General features: G+C 43.6%; 24 protein-coding genes. 4 read left to right on the top strand and 20 right to left on the bottom strand.

The annotated features are described in order from the left end of the window. Positions 1-92 precede the first annotated feature (92 nt). The 12 genes from AA0X95_RS03330 to AA0X95_RS03275 form a co-directional block, all read right to left on the bottom strand. Entirely contained in the window at positions 93-599 is a 507-nt protein-coding gene (locus AA0X95_RS03330; protein WP_413305338.1) for a DoxX family membrane protein, read from the bottom strand. 206 nt (positions 600-805) lie between these two features. Further along, positions 806-1,027, bottom strand: a complete 222-nt coding sequence (locus AA0X95_RS03325; protein WP_413309823.1) for a hypothetical protein — start codon at positions 1,025-1,027, stop codon at positions 806-808. A gap of 76 nt (positions 1,028-1,103) precedes the next feature. After that, positions 1,104-2,627, bottom strand: a complete 1,524-nt coding sequence (cls, locus tag AA0X95_RS03320; RefSeq protein WP_413305336.1) for a cardiolipin synthase — start codon at positions 2,625-2,627, stop codon at positions 1,104-1,106. A 195-nt stretch (positions 2,628-2,822) separates the two neighbouring features. Further along, positions 2,823-3,422 (bottom strand): PP2C family serine/threonine-protein phosphatase, encoded by a 600-nt coding sequence (locus AA0X95_RS03315; RefSeq protein ID WP_413305333.1) that lies wholly within the window; start codon positions 3,420-3,422, stop codon positions 2,823-2,825. Then, positions 3,415-4,209 (bottom strand): RNA polymerase sigma factor SigB, encoded by a 795-nt coding sequence (gene sigB, locus AA0X95_RS03310; protein WP_413305330.1) that lies wholly within the window; start codon positions 4,207-4,209, stop codon positions 3,415-3,417. Before sigB ends, AA0X95_RS03315 begins: the two co-directional genes overlap by 8 nt. Then, a complete protein-coding gene (rsbW, locus tag AA0X95_RS03305) occupies positions 4,175-4,657 on the bottom strand; it encodes an anti-sigma B factor RsbW (protein WP_413305328.1) in 483 nt (160 codons plus the stop codon). The genes sigB and rsbW overlap by 35 nt, the downstream gene beginning before the upstream one ends. A 61-nt stretch (positions 4,658-4,718) precedes the next feature. Then, a complete protein-coding gene (locus AA0X95_RS03300) occupies positions 4,719-5,033 on the bottom strand; it encodes an anti-sigma factor antagonist (RefSeq protein WP_309857708.1) in 315 nt (104 codons plus the stop codon). 52 nt (positions 5,034-5,085) lie between these two features. Next, positions 5,086-6,093, bottom strand: a complete 1,008-nt coding sequence (locus AA0X95_RS03295) for a PP2C family protein-serine/threonine phosphatase (RefSeq protein WP_413305325.1) — start codon at positions 6,091-6,093, stop codon at positions 5,086-5,088. A 14-nt stretch (positions 6,094-6,107) separates the two neighbouring features. Further along, complete coding sequence (locus AA0X95_RS03290) at positions 6,108-6,509, bottom strand: anti-sigma regulatory factor (protein WP_335533200.1); 402 nt, start codon at positions 6,507-6,509, stop codon at positions 6,108-6,110. 3 nt (positions 6,510-6,512) lie between these two features. Beyond that, positions 6,513-6,875: an STAS domain-containing protein gene (locus tag AA0X95_RS03285; protein WP_413305322.1), complete on the bottom strand. Its 363-nt coding sequence runs from the start codon at positions 6,873-6,875 to the stop codon at positions 6,513-6,515. A 3-nt stretch (positions 6,876-6,878) separates the two neighbouring features. Then, a complete protein-coding gene (locus AA0X95_RS03280; protein ID WP_413305320.1) occupies positions 6,879-7,706 on the bottom strand; it encodes an STAS domain-containing protein in 828 nt (275 codons plus the stop codon). Positions 7,707-7,832: 126 nt separating this feature from the next. Further along, positions 7,833-8,771 carry a magnesium transporter CorA family protein gene (locus AA0X95_RS03275; protein ID WP_413305317.1) on the bottom strand — a complete coding sequence of 313 codons (939 nt, stop codon included), beginning with the start codon at positions 8,769-8,771 and terminating at the stop codon, positions 7,833-7,835. 161 nt (positions 8,772-8,932) lie between these two features. Here AA0X95_RS03275 and AA0X95_RS03270 point away from each other — a divergent pair, with 161 nt between their 5' ends. Then, complete coding sequence (locus tag AA0X95_RS03270) at positions 8,933-9,199, top strand: hypothetical protein (RefSeq protein ID WP_413305314.1); 267 nt, start codon at positions 8,933-8,935, stop codon at positions 9,197-9,199. 71 nt (positions 9,200-9,270) lie between these two features. Continuing rightward, positions 9,271-9,990: a hypothetical protein gene (locus AA0X95_RS03265; RefSeq protein ID WP_413305312.1), complete on the top strand. Its 720-nt coding sequence runs from the start codon at positions 9,271-9,273 to the stop codon at positions 9,988-9,990. Between the two features lie 471 nt (positions 9,991-10,461). Here AA0X95_RS03265 and AA0X95_RS03260 read toward each other — a convergent pair whose 3' ends face one another. Both AA0X95_RS03260 and AA0X95_RS03255 read right to left on the bottom strand, forming a co-directional pair. Beyond that, positions 10,462-11,748 carry a hemolysin family protein gene (locus AA0X95_RS03260; protein WP_413305310.1) on the bottom strand — a complete coding sequence of 429 codons (1,287 nt, stop codon included), beginning with the start codon at positions 11,746-11,748 and terminating at the stop codon, positions 10,462-10,464. A 74-nt stretch (positions 11,749-11,822) separates the two neighbouring features. Then, positions 11,823-13,319, bottom strand: coding sequence for a mechanosensitive ion channel (locus tag AA0X95_RS03255; RefSeq protein WP_413305307.1), 1,497 nt, complete (start codon positions 13,317-13,319; stop codon positions 11,823-11,825). Between the two features lie 216 nt (positions 13,320-13,535). Between AA0X95_RS03255 and AA0X95_RS03250 the strand changes: the two genes are divergently transcribed. Continuing rightward, positions 13,536-13,844, top strand: a complete 309-nt coding sequence (locus tag AA0X95_RS03250; RefSeq protein ID WP_413305304.1) for a hypothetical protein — start codon at positions 13,536-13,538, stop codon at positions 13,842-13,844. Between the two features lie 85 nt (positions 13,845-13,929). Beyond that, positions 13,930-14,100 (top strand): CsbD family protein, encoded by a 171-nt coding sequence (locus tag AA0X95_RS03245; RefSeq protein WP_413305302.1) that lies wholly within the window; start codon positions 13,930-13,932, stop codon positions 14,098-14,100. 340 nt (positions 14,101-14,440) lie between these two features. Here AA0X95_RS03245 and nuoN read toward each other — a convergent pair whose 3' ends face one another. The 6 genes from nuoN to nuoI form a co-directional block, all read right to left on the bottom strand. Beyond that, positions 14,441-15,928, bottom strand: coding sequence for an NADH-quinone oxidoreductase subunit NuoN (gene nuoN, locus AA0X95_RS03240; protein WP_413305299.1), 1,488 nt, complete (start codon positions 15,926-15,928; stop codon positions 14,441-14,443). Between the two features lie 6 nt (positions 15,929-15,934). Beyond that, a complete protein-coding gene (locus AA0X95_RS03235) occupies positions 15,935-17,443 on the bottom strand; it encodes an NADH-quinone oxidoreductase subunit M (protein WP_413305296.1) in 1,509 nt (502 codons plus the stop codon). Further along, positions 17,440-19,311 carry an NADH-quinone oxidoreductase subunit L gene (gene nuoL, locus AA0X95_RS03230; protein WP_413305293.1) on the bottom strand — a complete coding sequence of 624 codons (1,872 nt, stop codon included), beginning with the start codon at positions 19,309-19,311 and terminating at the stop codon, positions 17,440-17,442. The genes AA0X95_RS03235 and nuoL overlap by 4 nt, the downstream gene beginning before the upstream one ends. Before the next feature lie 165 nt (positions 19,312-19,476). After that, positions 19,477-19,791: an NADH-quinone oxidoreductase subunit NuoK gene (gene nuoK / locus AA0X95_RS03225; protein WP_308081848.1), complete on the bottom strand. Its 315-nt coding sequence runs from the start codon at positions 19,789-19,791 to the stop codon at positions 19,477-19,479. Next, on the bottom strand, positions 19,788-20,306 hold the full coding sequence (locus AA0X95_RS03220) for an NADH-quinone oxidoreductase subunit J (protein WP_413305289.1): 519 nt from the start codon (positions 20,304-20,306) through the stop codon (positions 19,788-19,790). Before AA0X95_RS03220 ends, nuoK begins: the two co-directional genes overlap by 4 nt. Continuing rightward, entirely contained in the window at positions 20,303-20,722 is a 420-nt protein-coding gene (nuoI, locus tag AA0X95_RS03215) for an NADH-quinone oxidoreductase subunit NuoI (RefSeq protein WP_413305286.1), read from the bottom strand. The genes AA0X95_RS03220 and nuoI overlap by 4 nt, the downstream gene beginning before the upstream one ends. Between the last annotated feature and the right edge of the window lie 128 nt (positions 20,723-20,850).

Raw genomic sequence — 20,850 nt, 5'->3', positions numbered from 1 at the left:
ATCGGTTCAAACAACAACAACATCCCCCCTACCTATATAAATATAAAGAGACTGCAAACTAGTTGCAGTCTCTCTTTTTGTTTCCAGTATTGTTAAGCAGTTTTCTTATGCTTTACAGTACCCTTGTTCATTTTTCTGAAGAAAGGTACAACCCAATGGTCTAAACCGATTTTACCAGCGTTGTAGCCAGCAGTTAAGATGATGAAGCCAAGGAAGATGTCTCTAGGGTTGTGAGATACAGTACCAGCTAGGAAGAAGCTGAAGTTCATGACTAGACCAAAGAACATGGCGGCAGTTGTTAAGCAGCCAAGGATTAAGCCTAAACCGATTAACGTTTCGCCCCAAGGAACAAGAACGTTAAAGACATCGACGTTTGGAAGAGCAATGTGTTTTAAGAAATCTACATACCAGCCAAAGACAACTGTGCCATCTGGGCCTTTTACTGGGTTGGCGATCGCCCCTTTTAAGAAGCCAGCAGCGTCAAATCCGCCAGTTAATTTATGAAATCCTGCAGTAAACCAAGAGTAACCGAGGTATAAACGTAAGACTGTTAAGATAACAGATGCAATCTTATTTTCTCTTAAAAATTTGTTAAACATAAATGATTCCTTCTTTCAAAGTTTGTTATGTTCTTTACACTTACAATATATTACTTTTTCACTTTAAAAACATGGTTATATTGATAAGTTCACAGTTTGTTAGAAATGTTTTGACAAAGATTTGAACGAACTGTTTTGTTCGCTATAAAACCGAGTTTTTCCACAAAAAAACACACCTACTAGAGGTGCGTGCTTCATACGTTTTGCTATCTTCTTTTCTTTTTAGAAGGATCCAAGGCGACTTGTTTATTTTTATTGACCTTTTCTATAACCACTTGCACATGGATATTTTTCTCATCCACATTGGTTACTTTGGTAACCGTCCCTTTTCGCCCCTTAATCTTGATGACTTCGCCTTCTTCCGGCACAGTCCTTAGCAGCTGCGTTAATAATACATTTTTGTTTTCTAAAAAATGAACAGCAAACATGATCGAATCACCTATTTTCATTAGAATTATCCTCTACCTAAAAATATTAGATTCGATTCACATTTAGACCTCAAAATCACAACACCCCTGAAAACAGGCGCGCGAAGCTTTCTTTGAATTTGACCACTGGCTTTCTTTTGTAAAACTCGACAGCGCGGATGCGACGGCAGTCGTTGAGGTCTTCCTGGAAATGATCCACTAGATCGCCAATCGAGTCTGTTCCTGATAAAAACAAATTGACCTCGAAATTCAAATGAAAGCTGCGCATATCGAAGTTGGCGGTCCCAATCGAAGCCAGGTCTCCATCGACAATAAGAACCTTTTTATGAAGAAATCCCTTTTGGTAGGAATAGATTTCAATTCCTGCACCCAGCAGTTCTGGAAAATAGGATTGCGTCGCATACTGGGTTAGAAACCCATCATTCGTCTCCGGTATCATTAAGCGAACCTGGATGCCTTTCCTGGCGGCGATCCGGAGAGCTGTTTGGATGGACGGGCTCGGAATAAAGTACGGGGTAGCAATCCAAATGGATTCTTTGGCCGAGGAGATCATCGCGTAATAGTGATCACTCATATCACGTGTTTCGGGACCAGTTGCAACGACGTGCACCAATCCATCACCGTCCACCGGTTTCGGCTCCAAATAGCGTTCATTTTCAAAAAAATTCTCACCTGAGGCATAGAGCCAGTCTAGCAAAAAGACGGCATGTAAGGTTTGGACGGCTTCCCCTTCGAGCATGAGGTGGGTGTCGCACCAAAAGCCGAAGTGGTCGTCCTCGCCCAGGTATTCGACCCCGACGTTTAAGCCGCCGACAAAGCCGATTTTTCCATCGATGACGATGATTTTGCGATGATTACGAAAGTTGAATTTTTGATTGATGAATCCTGCTTGAATCGGTAAAAACGGGTGAATCTGTATGCCTGCCTCCCCCATGATTTTCAGATCGGCGGCGGAAAGGGAGAAGCTGCCGACCGCATCGTACATGAGACGGACTTCCACTCCGGCCTTGACCTTTTCTGTAAGGATGTCAATGAGCTCTTTCCCCAGGCGGTCATAGCGGAAAATATAGTATTCGATATGGATAAAGTCTGTTGCTTGCTGGAGTCGGCGTTTAATTTCCTCGAAGGTTTCATCTCCGTTTCTCAACACTTTCGTTCTTGTATTCTGATTCCAGTTGGTTAAGGTTACCCGCTCTAAATAGTTCGCAAATTCACGCTGGTGCCCATTCAGCCCGGACATCTCCAGTGTTGCGGCACTTCCACCAGCGCCCCCCCATTTCTTTTTGTTCAGCTCCTCAAACATTTCCCGGTCGAGCCTGCGTTTCCTTTTAAACAGCTCGCCTTTATGTACGAGTTGGCCGGAATAGACGTAGAAGATATAGCCTAGTATTGGCAGGAACACTAATATATACATCCATAGCAAGGTGTTCTGGGCTGGGCGGTTTTCGAGCCAGAGTGAGACCACCGTATTTACTATCATGATGGTGTAAAACGTGACGCAGAGTGCTTTCCAGTGAAAGGGGACGTCGGTACACAACGCCACGTAGCCGAAAACTATCATCATGAGGACATAAACAAATTCGACCCTGAGTTTTTTCATATGCGTTTCTCCCTGCATCTTTTTATCTATGAAGTACCCTTTTCATGAAAAAGCTAAACCACTCACACTATGGGGCTGCGAGTCTAATTAGCGGATGGCGCTCTCCAACTAGCGGATACCACTCCACAATTGGCGGATGGCGCTCTCCAACTAGCGGATACCACTCTCCAGCACAAAAAAAAGCCGGCCATACTATTAAAATAGCTGGCCGACTAAAAAGGTGGCGTCATCTTTTCGCTTCGTCATATGCAGTTTTAAATGGTTGGACATATCTTCGATCGATTGGAATCGGGTTAACTCCTGTTTAATCGATGGTAGGTGGAGTCCATCCGTGTGCATCATAAATTTGGAGTTTTCTTCATAGGGAAAGGTCTCAATTCGATAGGTTTGCGGCTTTCCTGATAAAAAGCCAGTAACAGGAATGGGATAAATATAGAGGCCTGAAGGAAGATAAAAGACAAATTGAATGTTACCCACAGAGCAGTAGGTGACTTCCTTCCGTTGAAAATGCGCCTTTAAAACCGAAACGGTAGCGCCCCTCTTCGATTTCAGTGCTTTATTACAATAATCCATCAACACCTCGACCTCTTCATGATGGTGCTCTTCAATCACTTTCCTCACCGCATCTGATGAGTGATTCGCGTACAGTCCGCTCCCTAGACCGTCAGCCACCGAACAGATAAAGTACTCATCCGTTGCCTTCATGAAAAAACTATCACCGTTAAAGCTGTTTCCTTCTTTTTGAATTTGAAAGGCACGCGCTTGAACATATGCGTTGGCTTCATGATCAAGCATGAGTAACCCCTGAAAAGGCATCCTTCGCTAATGCCTTTCGTAATTTTTCAATCGCCTTTTTTTGCAAACGTGATACATGCATTTGTGATATTCCCAAAAACTCACCTGTTTCCTTTTGACTCTTGTTTTCGATGTACGTCCAGTGTATAATTTCTCTTTCTCGGTCCGATAACACATGGAGGACACTTTCCAGCATCATGCGTTGGTCCACTTTTTCAAAACCTTCGTCCTTCGATCCCATCACATCGAGCGCCGTAACCGTACTTCCCTCAGATCCGGTTTCGATTGGTTGGTCAACAGAAACGGATTGATAGCTTTTCCCCATTTCCATTGCTTCTAGCACTTCTTCTTCGCTCACATTCAAATAATCAGCAATTTCCGGGATTTTCGGTGATCGTTGGTACAGATTGGTCAGCTCGTCCACCACTGTTTTGAGCTTCGGCCATAATTCCTTCACGCGTCTCGGCACATGGACACTCCACGTTTTATCCCGTAAGAATCGCTTGATTTCTCCGATGACCGTCGGGATTAAAAACGATTCAAACGACCGTCCGACATCTGGTTCGTATCGCTTAATCGCTCCTAATAACCCAATCATCCCTACTTGCATGATATCCTCATGAAAGTCTCTGCCTTTGGAAAATTTATTGGCAAGACTCCCAACAAGAGCAGTATAATTCTCCACGAGGATTTGCTGTACCTCTGGAGAGCCTGTCTGCTGCACCTCGAGAATGAGGGCATCAATTTCTTCTTTAGTTCGCTTCACGGTTTGAGATGGTTTGGTCATGATTTTCACGCTCCCCACTTACATTCTTCACCATGAAGACCGTTACCCCAGACTGATTCGATACACGGACCTCGTCCATGAGCGTTTCTATCAAAAATAGACCTAACCCTCCCTCTGCCAAATCGTCCATTGTACTTGATTTCGTGTAGGGGCCTAGTTCTTTTTTCGTTTGGATAAAATTAAAGCTTTGTCCGTAATCAGCTACCATCATTTCTAATTTATCCGGGTAAATCCCAAAGCCGACGATGATTTCCCCACCTTCATCACTTTGGTAGGCATGCTGTACGGCGTTCGTTGTTGCCTCACTAATGGCAATTTTAATATCCTCGATCTCCTCGTATGTAAATCCCATACGGCTTGCGATACCTGATAACGTTAATCGGATTACCCCCACATAATCGGGTTTCGCTGGAATCTTCATTTCGATATAATCCATCACTTGGTTCATACTCCCCCCACCTTTTCATATGCAAATAATTTTCGCCGTGTTTGTTTTACTATCGTCCGTTCTAATTCGTAGCAATTGTAATAATATTGCTTAAACCGGTAATTTCAAACAAACGTTTCAGTCGATCAGAAAGGTCAACTAGTTTCAATTCACCCTCATTTTTCTTCAGCTGTTTGAAAAGACCCACAAAGACACCGAGGCCTGTACTATCTAAATAAGACACATCCTTCAGACTGATGACAATCGATTGATTTTTCCCTTCTGCTAGAGGTAAAAGCTCTTCCCTCAGCTGTGGTGCTGTAAAGGCATCGATTTCGCCTGCAATCTTTACGACTGTATCCTCATTATTGTGATATTTATCTATTAATAGATTCATTTTTTCATCACCTCAGGAATATTTATTTTTTACATACCCGCTCAACGAAAGTCTAAACCTTTCTTTTTAAAATAATTAAAGTAAAATCGTCACGTATTTCAAAATTCTGAATTCTCTCGAGGTCACGATAGATATTTTTCACCATTTCTTGTGCAGGCAGATGCTGATATATACGAATAAAATCCGTGATGACAGACCGTTCGATAAAGCCCTCTTCGGTTCTTGATTCGGTGACACCGTCTGATAATAAAACAATCATATCGCCCGGCTCGACTTTTTTCTCATATTGATGATAAGTGGCATTCGGGTCCACTCCGAGGACGAGACCTTTAGCGAGGAGGTCCGAAAATGTATCCTTGGATGATTGATAATAGAAACCTGGTTCATGACCGGCTGATGCATATGTAAAGGTGTGTTCCTCTGAATCATAGATGCCATATAGCATGGTAATAAACATACTTGAATCAACATTGTTTTCTACGACTCTATTTAAATTTTCGAGCACATGATGTGGATAGACACGTGACTCTAGCAGACTGTCCATCGCATACTTGATCATCGACATGCAGAGAGCAGCAGGGATGCCTTTGCCAATGACATCAGCGATTGCGATACTGATTAACTGCTGGTCCTGAACAAATCGATAATAATCGCCATTCATTTGCTTGGCGGGAATGCTGATGGCACCAATATCTAACTCATCTATCTTGGGAATTTTTGTTTCTAAAAGGTTATCTTGAACGCTCGCAGCAATCTCAATTTCCGATCTGATTTCAAACTGCTGGTCACGGAGGCTTTGATGTTCCTGGTAGGCTAACCCATAGTCCATCATCACCTCTAAAAGAAAGTCTAAGGAAGCGAACACTTCTTGTGGGAGGTCGGGGAAGAGCTCCTTCAATGCGGTACCATGCACATTGATAATTTCTTCAGGGGAGATATGGTGTTCCATTGCTTTTCGGCTAAACTTTTGTCCTTGATATAGTGCTGCTTCCGTTGATTCTTTCAGATAGCTGTATAATATGCTGCGATACTTTGATTCGAACATATCTTTAAAATCCATTCTCTCACACCTTCCTAGCGAAGCCATTTCACCACCTGAATGCTCGTTCCTTCTCCCACCGTCGAAGTAATGCTGAACTCATCCATTAATCGTTTTACCCCTGGTAATCCTGCCCCTAAACCACCCGATGTAGTAAATCCATCTTCCATTGCTTTTCTAATATCATGAATGCCCGGACCCTTGTCCGATGCAATAACCTTTAAGCCGCATTTTCCTAGTTCATACATGCGGTCAATTTCGATTTCGCCTGTTCCAGCGTACAGATAAATATTGCGGGCCAGTTCCGAAATCGCTGTGGTGATCCTTGCTTGGTCAACCGAACCAAATCCAAGCTCCTTTGCAACGTTTCTCCCAAGCTGACGCGCTGCAACGATATCCCATTCGGTTATAATTTTCACACAGGATTCGTTCTCCATGCTTTACTCCCCCAACTCCCGCTGTAGTGTTTCCAACCCTTTTTCTAAATCGAGTGCTGTTTGCACATCTTGAAGGTGTATCCCTAGTTCGACTAGTGTGATCGCTACAGCTGGCTGGATACCCGTCAACACCACTTTTGCGCCCATTAGATGGGACATACTAACCACATCACCAAGCACCTTGGCAATAAAGGAATCTATCACGTCCACAGATGTCAAATCAATGACGACACCGCCCACTCCTGTTTCATGGATCTTGGAAAGAAGGTCCTCCTGAAATTGTAACGCGGTTTGGTCGTCCAGCTCCCATTGAATCGAGATGAGCAGGCAGTTATATAATTTTAGAATTGGAATTCTACCATTCATTGTTTATTCCCCCACTGAGACGATTTTGCGATTTGTCATTTCCAATGCAGCGGCAACCCCTTTTTGCAGGCTGTTTTTCGTAACGACCTGATTGAGGTTAATCCCTAAGTTAACGATGGTTTGCGCAATCTCCGGTCGAATCCCGACAATTAAACACTTGGCACCAACCAATCGTACCGCCTCTGACGCTTGAATAATATGATGGGCTACCATCGTATCTACTACTGGCACACCTGTAATATCAATTAACACTACTTGTGCATGATGTTTCACGACACCCTGCAGTAAATTTTCCATGATCCGTTTTGCTCTATCGGTATCGATTGTCCCGACCAATGGCATAACGGTGATATTGTCAAAAATCGGAATCAGCGGTGCTGACAACTCTTGAAGAGCAATTTTTTGCAATGAAACAGTCCTTTGCCAAGACGATGCATAGTGATTAAGCACTTCTTTGTTAATCGGCGTTACCCATTTATCATAGGCCCAACCAAATTCAATCTGTTCTTTTTCCGATGCCTCACCCACCATGCGGAAAAACATAATTTTGGAAAACTCCATTAAGCTGTCCATAATAAAGTTCAAATTCCAACCTAATTGAACCAATTTTTGTGAGAAATCTCTCATTTTGTTCTTCGCTTGTTTGTCCTGATTGATTAAATCATGAACTAATATATTAATATATTCATCGCCAATATTCGTATAGACTTGGTCTGTTATGATGGTTGATAGTTTCTGCTCATCCAACGCGGCCATTTTTTCTACCCACTCTTGTAAAAGCTGCCCCCTGTTCGCTTGAATAAACTCAATCATTCGAGTTGCGTTTTCCATCTTACCTCTCCCATCCTACCTTTTTTCCTATTATTTCTAGTTAGTATTATACCAATATATTCTATTTAAAAAAATCACCATAATGAACTAGACCAAAAGTACTAGTTCTTGGTCATTTGGTGTCCCTCACTTGAAAAAAGAGCCTCGTTTTTTGCCTTTTAATAAGTCTCCTGTCCAGCCCTTAATCCTAAGATAAGCATATAGAAGTAAGGTTGAAATGACAATCATAACGATTGAAAAAGGATAGCCCCATTTCCAATCGAGCTCCGGCATATGCTTGAAATTCATACCCCATAAGGCTCCGAAGGCCATAATCGGGGTAAACACAGTGGTAATAACGGTTAACGTCTTCGTAATTTCATTTCCTCGATGAGAGGAGATGACTTCCTCTAAATTGATGATGGAATCTAGTTCATGTTCATATTCCTGGAGAAGGGTTAGTGCGCGCTCAATCCGTTTGCAGGTCATTGGGAAAATTTTTCCCTCGCAGGGTTCATGAAGGTTCACTTCCTCAATCGCCATTTTTAGCTCTTTGACCGGAATGAGGAGACTCTTCCACACTAATAGTTCGTGCCTGCGCAAATAAACGAGCTCGAGAATGCTCGTTTCATTTCGTTTGCGGATACTCCAGATGAGGGTTTTTAGGTCCTCTTCAAACCGGTCAATCTCAACCAGCCAGGCATTCATCCATTCTGCAATGAACAGCATGAAGCCTTCGACAGCATTAGCCGTTTGGCTGATTTGACCTTGGAGAAGCTGAAGGTCGATGTGCTTCAGGGTGTCCCAATCCAAGTCAATTGTTACCCATCTGTCGGTGGTGACATAGAAATGAAAGAGTTTGACATCGTGCTCCTCTTCGAAGCTTTGTTTATAAATGAGTGAGCCCTTGACCACTTTTTTTCCATCAGCCGTGATAGAGACCCTGAGACAATTGGTTTTGTTGTTTTGAATTTGCTGCAACCAATCGATGCTACTGTCATGTTCAAGGATGGGAGTGAGTTGCTCGGTTTCCTTTTTACTCGCCTGAATCCAGGTCCAGTTAGTTGGTGTGCGGTAGGTTTTCATGGCGGTCTCCTTTTTTTGTATTTTATTTCCCTTATTTATAGGAATTGAAACTTTTATGTTTGACGGTTGGATGAGTGGGTATACATAGTTCAAATAGAATATTCGATTGGTTGATAGGAATGGATGAATTTTGGAACAACTTTTTCTAGGAGGGATTTGTTATGAAGCAAGTATTTGGTATGAAATCATTAGTAGCTGTGGGAATCGGTGCCTCTGCGGTGTGGTTGTCGTCAAAGCCAAATCGCGTCAAAGCAGAAACGGTACTTCGAGAGTGGAAGCGAAAACTTCTACCAACTGTTTATGAAAAAAGCGAACAACTTCCGATTGAAAAAGGCGGACACCCCCACCCACATGATGTAGAAGACAACAACATGGTAAGCGAAGGCGCGCAGTACTCGGTCCAGTTTTATAATGAAAAATTACAGTAACCTTTATTTTTGGGGACAGTCCCCCGCTGCTTTAAAGCAGTGGGGGACTGTCCCTATGTGAGGTGGATAGAATGGTCCTCTTCTTTTTACTGGTCTATTTTGTTATTATTACGGCGGTTATTGAGATTTTTGTGGTGCTGTTTCGTTGTACGGGCTTGAAAGTGGAAATCTCCAGGTTTCAGGTGATTTCGATGATGACAGGAACAGGATTTACGACAGGTGAATCCGAGCTGATTTTAGGACACCCGATCCGAAGGAAGCTGGCTATTTTTTTAATTCTGTTTGGCGCCTTCTCGCTTGCAGTCATTATTTCTTCGATCAGCCAGTTCCTTTCTGAGGGACTTCGAACGAAGGAAATCCTAACCGTGGCCATTGCTGTGATGCTGGTCTTTGTTGTGTTACGGATGTCTCGGATGCAACGGCTGTTGTCCACGTTGTTTAATCGCCAAATGAAACAGAATGTTGAGCTCGTTGATTTGCCGGTGCGGGATGTGTTTTTAACCGCTAAGAAAGATGCCTTGGTGAGTCTTCCTATTTACAAGGAATCCATGCTTCATCAGAAGACACTAGACATAGCGATTGAGGACCATGAGCGGTTGGATTTTGTTGTCCTATTTATCCAGCGTGGAAATGTGAGAATTAGAAAGAGCATCTATACGACTACACTCCATGAAGGCGACCAGCTCCTCTTATTCGGTGCGAGGGACGTGCTTCGGTCTGTTTTTGAGCATGATTGGCATATTATGAAGAAGAGACAAATGGACGACGTGGATGTAGGCTTGCAAAAATAAAAACAACGGCAGATGCTTTGCCGTTGTTTTATTGAGGCTATTACCGCGGAAGTTCATCTATAATTACCTATTTAATATAATTTCCTTTCTTACTCGTCACTTTCGATGAATTACTCGTCAAATATATGATTTACTCGTCGATTTTCTATTTTACTCGTCTAAACTCACACTTTACTCGTCAATAACCCCATTTTACTCGCCAACTACTAATTTACACCCACTCCTTCCATAATAATTGCCACAGTTATCAAGGACTGTGGTGGGTCAGAATTATATACTTTTTCAACTTCTCCTTAATTTTTGCTTTTTTAAACTTGTCTGTTGATTTCCGCTCCAGGCACTTCGCTTTCCGCGGGCGTGCCGGGGAGCCTCCTCGTCGCTTCCGCTCCTGCGGGGTCTCCCCTGCCCCGTACTCCCGCAGGAGTCTTCGTGCCTTCCACTCCAATCAACAGGGTGTAAAATCAACAATGTTTAACACAACCTTATTTTCAAATACAAAATATGGTACCCATCCACCTCTTCCACAGTAAACTCATAGCCCTCAGCTTCTACCGTGGTTCCCAAGTCGACATCACCATTTTGTTTTAGAAACCATCCACCGATCGTATCGACACCATCTTCCGATAAATCTGTACCGAGTAGATTGTTCACCTCACTGATACTCAGTTTGGCATCGACGACAAAATTATTTCCCGGAAATTCTCTGACCGCCGCGACTTCTTCCGCATCAAACTCATCTCTTACCTCACCGACAATTTCCTCCAGGATATCCTCGACTGTCACTAACCCTGAAGTTCCTCCATATTCATCCATCAAAATTGCCAAATGCGCATGTTCCGTTTGCATCTTCACCAACAGATCATGAATCGGAATCGTCTCAATCGTCCGGATAACTGGCTGGATTAACGAGGATATATTCCACTCCTGGTCCCTCTTTAAGATGGTAGCTGTTAAGAACATTTTCACGTTTAACACACCAAGAATGTGATCTTTATCCCCATCCATCACTGGATAGCGTGTAAACTTTTCCTTTTTCACGGTAGCAAGTACCTCTGACAGATGCGCATCCACAGAAATGCAGGACATCTCGGTCCTCGGAACCATGATTTCTTTCGCCATCCGCTCATCAAACTCAAATATATTATTTACATAGATCCACTCGTTCTCATTGATTTCTCCACTTTTAAAGCTTTCGGATAAAAGAATCCTAAGCTCTTCCTCCGAGTGCGCTAACTCATGCTCCGAAACCGGCTTTAATCCTACCATTCTTGTAAGCAGGCGCGCCGAACTATTCAATAACCAGATAAACGGATACATGAGTTTGTAAAACCAAATCATTGGTGTAGCAAACACCAGCGTAATCGTCTCCGCTTTTTGGATCGCCGCCGTCTTTGGCGCCAATTCTCCTGCGACGACATGTAAGAAGGTGACGAGAGCAAAGGCGAGTCCTAACGATATAATATGGGTAAGTGATTCATTCAAGTGGAGGGCTCCTATCAACGGGTGCAGCAGCTTTTCTACCGTTGGTTCCCCCAGCCACCCCAGTCCTAACGCAGTTACCGTAATCCCCAGCTGACAGGCCGATAAATACTCATCCAAATGGGATACCACTCTTTTTGCGGCAGTGGCACCCTTCTTTCCTTCCCCCAGCAATTGCTCTATTCTCGAAGGCCGAACCTTCACGATCGCAAATTCAATCGCCACAAAGAACCCGGTCAAAGCAATTAACAAAGCAACAGCTACCAACTTCAAAATCATAAAACATCCCCCCTTACAGAGAGAGGGTCAGTCCCCCACTGCTGTAAAGCAGTGGGGGACTGACCCCTCCTGAATTATTCTTCTAGTTTTTGGTCTAGTTTGCGTAGGTATTTGGCTGCGAATTCCTTTCCTCCGATTCCGAAGGCTAGTCCAAAGGCGAGGGCCAGTCCGCCTAAGACAAGGATGAAAGCAGCATTAACAATGCTATGTGCGACACCAAGCTGGTCAAGCGCCATAAAGATGGTAATCGCAAACACAGCGTACTTCGCTACCGCCGCTAGTGTGCGAGAATAGGTGTTTTTTAAGACATTTTGTAAGATTCGTTCCACCAAGTGTCCCACGTATAAGCCAACCCCTAAGATGACGAGGGCCGCAAACAGCATTGGTAAGTAGGCAATCACACCGGTCGCGAGTGTTACTAAGAAGTTTAGATGTACAATTTGCAATGCTTCCACCGTGAATAGTAGAACCACTACGATTTTTGCCAGCAACCCAACCAACTGTGACAAGGTTGTCTTCGAAGCATCCGGAGTTAATGAGCCGACACCCATTTTGTGAAATAGACTATCAAACCTTACGCGCCACAGCATCTGGGCGACAATTTTCTCCACCATTTTTCCAAGCCAAATTCCTGCTAAAATCAACATTACGGCCACAGCGATATTTGGAATCATCGACAGTACCGCACGAAGCATGCTAATTGCTGGTTCCGAAACGCCCTTCAAATCTAATTTTTCTAAAGCCGTTATAATCGTTGGAAGTAAGATTAAGATAAACGCGATATTTCCAATAATATTGGCAAGGCTTGCTCGTCCATCCGCGGAATGATCGAAGCCTAAACGCTGACTAACTTTTTCCAGTCCTACGTTCGATAATAGGTTTGTTAACACATCACGAACAATTTTGGCAATCAACCAGCCGATGAAGACAATCAATGCGGCTGCAAATAATTTCGGAATAAACGCGAGTAACACAGATAACGTTTGAGCAAACGGCTTTGAGATGCCTTCCATATGCAGTGCGCCTAATACTCCTGGTAAAAATAAGAGAAGCACTAAGTAGAAGATTACCTTCGAGATGCTGTTCACTTTATTCATCGCGTCAATTTCGCCTTTTGCCAGCTTCCGTTTCACTAAATGACCTTCTAAATGGAAGCGGGCTGCTGCTTTTGTGAAAAGATTGGACAGCATGAATGCGACCACCCAGGCAAACAGTAAGATAAGTGCTGCTTTTAATAGATTAGGAATTGCCGCCGTAATGGTCGATAGCATTTGTACGAATGGTGTGGCAATAAAGCTTAAGCTCAGCATATTGAAGAAGATTGTCCAAACTACTACTAATAATAGATAGTAAACTATTTTTCCAATAATCACTTCGGATGAATATTTCCGCTTGCCGAACTTCGAAAACAGCTTATCATCAAAGTTGGTCTTCCTTAGGGCCGCTTCTACGCCTCGGCTAATCCACTTGGCGATCAGCCAACCCACTAATAGCACCAATAATGCCATGATTAGATTGGGAAGGTCTTGAAAATAAGAGGACCATCCCATCATCATTTCGTTTACGTGCATATCATCTCTCTCCTTTTCATCGTCAAGTATTTGTTCTGCTTTCTGTAATACCCCCTCTCCCCTTATTCAAACCAACAATCTAGCAAGCAAACTTTTTGTAAAAATGCATTTAATGAAGGGGGAATTTTTTCAAAAAAGAAAGGTTTTGAATTTGTTTTCGCTGGGAATATAGTCACCAACACAACGAAACACATAAATCACAAGGAGGAGATTTATATGATTACCAATAGGCGAAGAAAATTATTAGCGGGTGGGTTAGCGGTTTTGTTCACATTTGGCGGCTTAGCCGGTTGTGGCGACGGCGTCGATCAAGATAACGGCATCAGTGATGGTGAGCAAAAGGACGCAGTAGATAACGATACCAAGAAGGAAGTAGATACCTCCTTTAAGGATGCAAAGGAAAATTTAAAGGATGCAAAAGAGGATATTGAGCAGGAATTGAAAGACAAAGGCGTGGGTGACGGCGTCGACCAGGATAATGGTGTCAGCGATGGTGAAAAGAAGGACCAGCCTGATAACCTATAATTCGTTTAGATTACCTAAATCATGTTTAATACCATACCAATAATGGTATTTAAAATACTAACTAAAAAATAAGGAGGACGACACAATGAATAAAGACCAAGTAAAAGGTAACTTAGAGCAGGCAAAAGGTGAAGCAAAGGAACAATGGGGTAAACTAACGGATGATCACTCTACTGAAATGGATGGCAAGATGGACAAGGCAAAAGGAAAAGTAAGAGAAGGCTACGGCGATGTGAAGGATAAACTGGAAGATTAAAACGATTGGTAAAACATTTTGAGATACCTGAAAAGTGCCAGACACTACAGCATTTTGTTGGAGTGTCTGGCACTTTTTTAATGTTTGGCGGAATAAGGTGAGAAGTTGGCGGAATTCTTTTAAAATTCGGCGGTAATAACGTCCAACCTGGCGGAATCCCTTATCAAACAGGCGGAATAATCTAGAAATTCAGCGGAATCATCCATGCAATCTCAAAAAACACATAAAAAAAGAAGAGGTTCCCCAACCTCTTCTTTTTGATATATAACCCCTTTATTTGAGCTGGCACCTTCCCCAAGGCCCCAGCCGGTTCATCCATTTCCCCCAAAAACCAAAAACCTTACATATTGTTCAAGAAGTCGAGTGCCAGGTTTGGCGCTACTCCGAACAAGACAGAGCCGACAACCGCAACCAGCAGCACAACCACAATTCCAAATGGCACACTTAGCTTACTTTCATCCTTAGCCGGACGGAAGAACATCTGCGTCATGACGCCAAAATAGTAGAAATAAGAAACAACTGTTGTCGCAATCATGATCGATGCGAGCACATAATGCGGAGTTCCGAAAAACGCTCCAACAAAGATGTTTAATTTCCCAATAAAACCTGCTGTACCCGGGAAACCTGCTAAGGAAACCAGTAAAATTCCCATTAACACTGCAAGAACCGGCGAGCGGCGGTAAAGTCCAGCAAAATCAGCGATCTTCGTTGAGCCTGATTTTTCCGTCACCACTTGAATGATAGCAAAGGCACCAAGGTTCATCAGCATGTATGCAAGCAAGTAGAACCAGATCGAGAACACTAAGTTCGCACTCATGGTTGTTATTGCCACCAGCACATACCCTGCATGGGCGATACTGGAGTAGGCGAACATTCTCTTAATATCCGACTGCTTCAATGCTACCACGTTACCGACAACCATTGTTACCGCGGCAATCACTGCTAGGTAGTCATGCATCTTGAACAGAATGCTTTCACCACCGGCGCCCCCCGCTGGTGCTGCATTATAGAACACAGCAATAAGGATACGAATCACGATGACAAAGCCTGCTGTTTTAGAAACTACGCTTAAAAAAGCAGTAACAGGTGTTGGCGCTCCTTGATACACGTCAGGTGCCCACATATGGAACGGAGCAGCCGCGAGCTTAAAGGATAAACCAACGAAAATCATTAAGAAGGAAAGACCAAGTAAGTAAGTCTGCTGTGCATCACCAACCGCCGCAAGAGTTTGCGCAATGTTGAAAAGGTTCGTGGTTCCGGTTAACCCGTACACATAACTCATTCCGAATAACGTAATCGCCGTAGAAATTCCACCATTGATGACATATTTCATCGCAGATTCGTTGGATTTCACATCGTGTTTGCGAATACCCGCTAAAATATAAGAAGAAACCGTCAATAATTCTAAGCCGATGAAAAGAGTGATTAAATCACCGCTGGAAGTCATAATCATCGCACCGAGCAACGCTGCTAAAAACAGGTAGTAAAACTCGCCGTGACTGTCTTCCACTCCATCCTTTTTCTCATAGCTGACAGCTAAAAATAGCACCAGCCCTGAACCGACAAGAAGCAATAGTTTAAAGGCCTTGCCAAAGCCATCCAGTGTAAAGCTGTCTTCTAAAATCGAAGTGACATCTGTGTTCATCAAGCCCGCAACAGAAACAATCGCTGCAAAGACCCCGAGAATCGCGATCCAGCCAAGAACTCGTCTGTCTTGTTTTTTCGGCATAAATAAATCGAGCAATGTTAATAGTGCTGACACACCAAGGATGATGAACTCTGGTGTCATGACACTCCATTCAAATGATTTCAATGTATCAAAATCCATCCTTCATCACCCTCCTAACCCTAGCATGATTGTTTCAAGTGTAGTTTGCAGCGGAGAGCTTAGAACACTTGGATACACACCAATTAATACGATTAATAATGTAAGAACAAGGACTGGAATGAATTCCACGCCTTTTAAATCAACCACACCAGTAAATTCACGGTGTGACTTGCCGTACGTCATACCTAGAACCGCACGTAGTAAGTAGGCTGCCGTCATGATAATACCAATGGTACCAACTGCTGCAATCCACGGCATTTCTTTGAAAAGACCTAAGAACGCCATAAATTCGCTGACAAATCCAGACATACCTGGCAGTCCGAGTGAAGCCATCGCACCTGCAAGCAAGAAGCCTGCCGCAATCGGCATTCCCTTCGCCATTCCGCCCAGATTTTCCATTAATGATGTATCCGTACGTTCGTACAATACACCCACTAAGAAGAACAAGAGTGCGGAAATCAATCCGTGTGAAATCACTTGGAAAATCGCTCCTTGAACCCCTGCCTCATTCATCGCAGCAAGGCCAATCAACACGATTCCCATGTGAGAAATAGATGAATACGCCAAAACCATTTTAAAGTCTGATTGAATGAACGCTAGAAACGCCCCGTAGAGTAAATTGATCACTCCAAGTACAGCAATGATTGTCGCAAGCGTCTCAAACTGCTCCGGAAAAATTCCCATTCCAAAACGGATTAATCCGTACGCACCAATCTTTAACAAAATACCAGAGTGGATCATAACCACTGATGGCGGCGCCTGAACGTGAACCTTCAGCATCCAGCTGTGCAATGGAAAAATCGGTAATTTTACACCAAACGCAACTAAAAGCGCAATCAGTAAGCCCAGTTTCAAATCACCAGTTACCGGTGTATTTGGATCGGCCATCATTTGTGTTAATAATTCAATATTCGATGTTCCTGTTTTTGCAAACAGAATCATAATCACGATCAACAGGACTGCTGATCCTAAACCGTTATAAATCAAGAAGCTGTAAGCTGCTTTTTCTTTTTCAAAATAACCCCATTTTCCGATTAAGAAGAAGGTCGGAATGAGTGTCACTTCAAAGAAGATGAAGAACAAGATTAAGTTTTCAGCGGTAAATACGCCGAGCATGCCCACTTCTAAAAGAAGGAATAGCATGAAATACCCTTTCCATTCTTTTTTTACAAAAATGGAAGCAATGGATGCGAGTGTCGCAACAACCGCTGTTAAGACAACCAATAGAAGCTGGAAGCCGCTTAATCCAAGCTCGTAGTGAACCGAGAAAATTGGCTCGGAAATCCCGTTCATGCCGCGGAATTGAATCCATGGCACTGATACGGAAAAATCAGCTAAATCCTTGCCCCATTGATAATGGAGGTAGGCCGCTAATGCCAGGATTAAAGCCGGTAGTGTCGCTAAAAAGCCGACTAGTTTAATTGATTTTTCCTGCGTTTTAGGCATGAACGCCAAAACCGCGATACCTAGTAAAGGGGAGAATACTAGGACGGAAAGGACTGCATGTAAATTCATCGTAGGTACCCCCCTGTTAATGCAAAGATGACGGCTAATAGTGCGAGACCGATGAAGGCCACTGCGCCATAGGTCTGAACCTGTCCGGTCTGCATCTTCGAACCTGTTTGACCAAGCCCTTGGACGATCCCGACTACGCCCTTCACGAGCCCTTCTACAATGAAGACATCGATGAAGCGTAAGAAGTAGCTGATTGCTTTTGTAACTGCTACGACAGTCAGTTGATAGAACTCGTCAACGTAATATTTGTTAAAAAGAATCGTGTGCAGCGTGTCACCTGTACCGCTCAACCAGTTACGGGCTAGTGAACGCTTGTAATACATCATATAAGCAAGGAAAATTCCTGCTAAAGAAACGACTGTTGCTGCAATCATAATCCAGACTGGACCTTCGACATGGCCGTGGTGTGCAAGTGCTTCATTGCCGTCCACTAACCAATCACCAAGGAACGTACCGAACCATGGGGTGTTGACATAACCAGCGACCACTGCCAAGACACCGAGAAGAATCATCGGGAATGTCATGTTGGACGGTGATTCGTGAACATGTTTCTGATCGCCGCGTGCCTCACCAGTGAATACTAGGAAGAACAAGCGGAACATGTAGAATGCAGTCATAAACGCTGCGATTAATGCTAGCAAGAAAAGAACTGGATGTCCGCCTTCCCAAGCTGCTACTAAAATTTCATCCTTTGAGAAGAAACCGGAAAATAACGGCACACCGCTAATCGCGAGTGTTCCGATTAAGAAAAGCGGTCCAGTCAGCTTCAGCTTTTTCCAAAGCCCGCCCATCTCTTCGATGTTTTGCGAGTGAACCGCGTGAATGACAGAACCTGCTGCAAGGAATAGTAACGCCTTGAAGAACGCATGAGTCATTAAGTGGAACACACCTGCTACATAGCCTGCAGACCCTAAGGCAAGCATCATATAGCCAAGCTGTGAAACGGTTGAATACGCTAATACACGCTTGATGTCCGTTTGTACAAGACCAATACTCGCTGCAAAAATAGCTGTAAACGCACCGATCACGGCGATGGTAAGTAGTGCTGTTTGGCTTGCTAAGAACAGTGGGAATAAGGCTGCCACTAAGTAGACCCCTGCGGCAACCATCGTTGCTGCGTGGATGAGAGCCGAAACTGGTGTCGGACCTTCCATCGCATCTGGAAGCCAAGTGTGAAGCGGGAACTGACCTGATTTACCGACTGCTCCGATGAAAATAAGGATCGCAGTTAACGTAATCATTGTTGGTGAAATCTTTCCAGCATCTACTGCGGCGAAAATTTCACTATATTCAAAGCTTTTTGTTTCCCAGAATAGAAGAGCCATACCGATGAATAGGCCCACGTCCCCGATACGGGTCATGATGAACGCCTTTTTCGCAGCGGCCTTCGCTTCTTCTTTGTAAAAATAAAAACCGATTAATAGGAACGAACCGACACCGACAAGCTCCCAGAAGATGTATGTTTGCAATAGGTTTGGTGAAAGGACCAAGCCTAGCATTGCAAAGGTAAATAATCCTAAGTAGGCATAGAATACTGGAAACCGCTCATCTCCATGCATGTACCCTTTGGAATAGGTATGTACTAAGAAACTTACGAGCGATACGATAAACAGCATTAATGCATTTAATTGATTCACTTCAAAGCCCGCTGTTAGATGCAGATCTCCTATCGTGAGCCAGTCAAATTTCGTGACGTAGGTTGGCTCTGAAAAGCGCTCAAATAACACAAGGATTGAATAGACAAGCGACGCGAGCGTAAGAAGAATCCCCACATAACTGCTTGCCTCCTTCAACCGCTTACCGAATAGAAGAAGGATCAAAAACGATAATAGCGGGAAAAGCGGTATGAGCCATGCATTCTCCATCATTATCACTATCCCCTTTATAGAACATGGTGCCTGACACCCTCCGTGGACAAATCCCTTATTTGTCTCTCTAGAATGGACATTCTTCGCTCAGCGAAAGTAGTCCTCCTGAGAGGGACAAATGGGCGGATTGTCTTTTTGTGGTGCCTGACACCCAAAGTGCTCTATCTAGTTTTTCATTGTGTCCATTTCGTCGATGTTGACGGTTTTCTTGCTGCGGTACAGTGCAATTAGAATCGCTAGTCCGACCGCTGCTTCTGCTGCAGCCACGCTGATTGCGAACAGGGCAAAGATTTGGCCTGTAATCGATGGCGCCAGACCGTATTTGCTGAAGGTGACTAGGTTAATGTTCACAGCGTTCAGCATCAATTCGATTGAGATCAGGACGATGACTGTATTTCTTTTTGTTAACGCACCGTATAAGCCGATGCAAAACAGAATAAGTGCTAGTGCCAGGAAGGCTGAAGCGGGAACTGAACTCATTCCTCATCCGCCTCCTTTTTCTCATTTTTCGCCAAGATAATGGAGCCGACAAGGGCTACTAATAGTAGAACCGATGTTAACTCAAACGGAATGACATATTTTGAGTAAAGTGCCTTACCAATTTGTAACGTATTATTTTCGTGCAGCGTGGACGGTGTCTGTTCGATGTTGAAATCGTAGATGCCGATATACACGGCAAAGGCAAAGCCCACAATTCCTAAGAACAAGAGTAACTTTCTCCATCTGCCTGCTTTAGGTTCACTTTCGTCATCATGCTTCGTTAACATAATGCCAAACAGCATGATGATGGTGATCGCACCTGAATAAATTAAGATTTGTACGGCAGCTACAAATTCTGCAGATAGCAGAACGTAAATACCGGCGATTGCGACGAAAGTGAAGATCAGGGCAACAACCATATGAACCACTTTCGTTAGGTTCAACAGAAGCACGCCGCCGATGATCGCAACAAGTGCGAGTCCCATAAACGCGAGGAATTCGCCTGAGAAGGTCATGCTTTATTCTCCTTCCGTATGTTTTCGTCGTTTTCATCTAACCATTCAAGGTTCTTAAATAACATATCGCGGCTGTATTCAGCGAGCTCAAAGTTATTGGTCATGATGATGGCTTCAGTTGGGCAAACCTCCGTACATAGGTCACAAAGGATGCAAATCTCAAAGTTGATGTCGTATGTGTCGATGATTTTGCCTTTTTTCGTTGGATCCGGATGCTTTTTACCTGTCAGGTTAATACATTCGGTCGGACAAATATTCATACATTGATTACACACAATACATTTTTCCGGGTAGAACTTCTGAATTCCTCGGAACCGGTCCGGTAGTGGAAGCGGTTTGTTTGGATAATCATAGGTAACTTTTTCACGGGTTAGTTGTTTTAGGGTATATTTCAAGCCTTTTGCTAATCCAAGCACGTTTTTCACCCCTTTTACATTTTAAAAATTATTATTGGTGTCAGGCACCATTTTTAGAATAGCTCAATTAACATGTCTGTTGATCTCCGCTCCAGGTGCAAGCGGTTCGCGGGCATGCCGTGGAGCCT

The sequence above is a fragment of the Neobacillus phoenicis genome, assembly GCF_047302305.1.
Classification (GTDB): Bacteria; Bacillota; Bacilli; order Bacillales; family Cytobacillaceae; genus Neobacillus.
Note: the sequence above shows the minus strand (reverse complement) of the source record. Positions and strands in the feature narration are given on the sequence as shown.

Coding starts and splice junctions, on each gene's coding strand:
- cls (WP_413305336.1), bottom strand. CDS start 2,627: ATGAAAAAACTCAGGGTCGAATTTGTTTATGTCCTCATGATGATAGTT.
- AA0X95_RS03245 (WP_413305302.1), top strand. CDS start 13,930: ATGAATAAAGACCAAGTAAAAGGTAACTTAGAGCAGGCAAAAGGTGAA.
- nuoN (WP_413305299.1), bottom strand. CDS start 15,928: ATGGATTTTGATACATTGAAATCATTTGAATGGAGTGTCATGACACCA.
- AA0X95_RS03330 (WP_413305338.1), bottom strand. CDS start 599: ATGTTTAACAAATTTTTAAGAGAAAATAAGATTGCATCTGTTATCTTA.
- AA0X95_RS03290 (WP_335533200.1), bottom strand. CDS start 6,509: ATGGAGAACGAATCCTGTGTGAAAATTATAACCGAATGGGATATCGTT.
- AA0X95_RS03270 (WP_413305314.1), top strand. CDS start 8,933: ATGAAGCAAGTATTTGGTATGAAATCATTAGTAGCTGTGGGAATCGGT.
- sigB (WP_413305330.1), bottom strand. CDS start 4,209: ATGACCAAACCATCTCAAACCGTGAAGCGAACTAAAGAAGAAATTGAT.
- nuoL (WP_413305293.1), bottom strand. CDS start 19,311: ATGATGGAGAATGCATGGCTCATACCGCTTTTCCCGCTATTATCGTTT.
- AA0X95_RS03235 (WP_413305296.1), bottom strand. CDS start 17,443: ATGAATTTACATGCAGTCCTTTCCGTCCTAGTATTCTCCCCTTTACTA.
- AA0X95_RS03295 (WP_413305325.1), bottom strand. CDS start 6,093: ATGGATTTTAAAGATATGTTCGAATCAAAGTATCGCAGCATATTATAC.
- AA0X95_RS03250 (WP_413305304.1), top strand. CDS start 13,536: ATGATTACCAATAGGCGAAGAAAATTATTAGCGGGTGGGTTAGCGGTT.
- AA0X95_RS03280 (WP_413305320.1), bottom strand. CDS start 7,706: ATGGAAAACGCAACTCGAATGATTGAGTTTATTCAAGCGAACAGGGGG.
- AA0X95_RS03325 (WP_413309823.1), bottom strand. CDS start 1,027: ATGTTTGCTGTTCATTTTTTAGAAAACAAAAATGTATTATTAACGCAG.
- AA0X95_RS03265 (WP_413305312.1), top strand. CDS start 9,271: ATGGTCCTCTTCTTTTTACTGGTCTATTTTGTTATTATTACGGCGGTT.
- AA0X95_RS03315 (WP_413305333.1), bottom strand. CDS start 3,422: ATGCTTGATCATGAAGCCAACGCATATGTTCAAGCGCGTGCCTTTCAA.
- AA0X95_RS03260 (WP_413305310.1), bottom strand. CDS start 11,748: ATGATTTTGAAGTTGGTAGCTGTTGCTTTGTTAATTGCTTTGACCGGG.
- AA0X95_RS03285 (WP_413305322.1), bottom strand. CDS start 6,875: ATGAATGGTAGAATTCCAATTCTAAAATTATATAACTGCCTGCTCATC.
- AA0X95_RS03220 (WP_413305289.1), bottom strand. CDS start 20,306: ATGACCTTCTCAGGCGAATTCCTCGCGTTTATGGGACTCGCACTTGTT.
- rsbW (WP_413305328.1), bottom strand. CDS start 4,657: ATGAACCAAGTGATGGATTATATCGAAATGAAGATTCCAGCGAAACCC.
- nuoK (WP_308081848.1), bottom strand. CDS start 19,791: ATGAGTTCAGTTCCCGCTTCAGCCTTCCTGGCACTAGCACTTATTCTG.
- AA0X95_RS03275 (WP_413305317.1), bottom strand. CDS start 8,771: ATGAAAACCTACCGCACACCAACTAACTGGACCTGGATTCAGGCGAGT.
- AA0X95_RS03255 (WP_413305307.1), bottom strand. CDS start 13,319: ATGCACGTAAACGAAATGATGATGGGATGGTCCTCTTATTTTCAAGAC.
- AA0X95_RS03300 (WP_309857708.1), bottom strand. CDS start 5,033: ATGAATCTATTAATAGATAAATATCACAATAATGAGGATACAGTCGTA.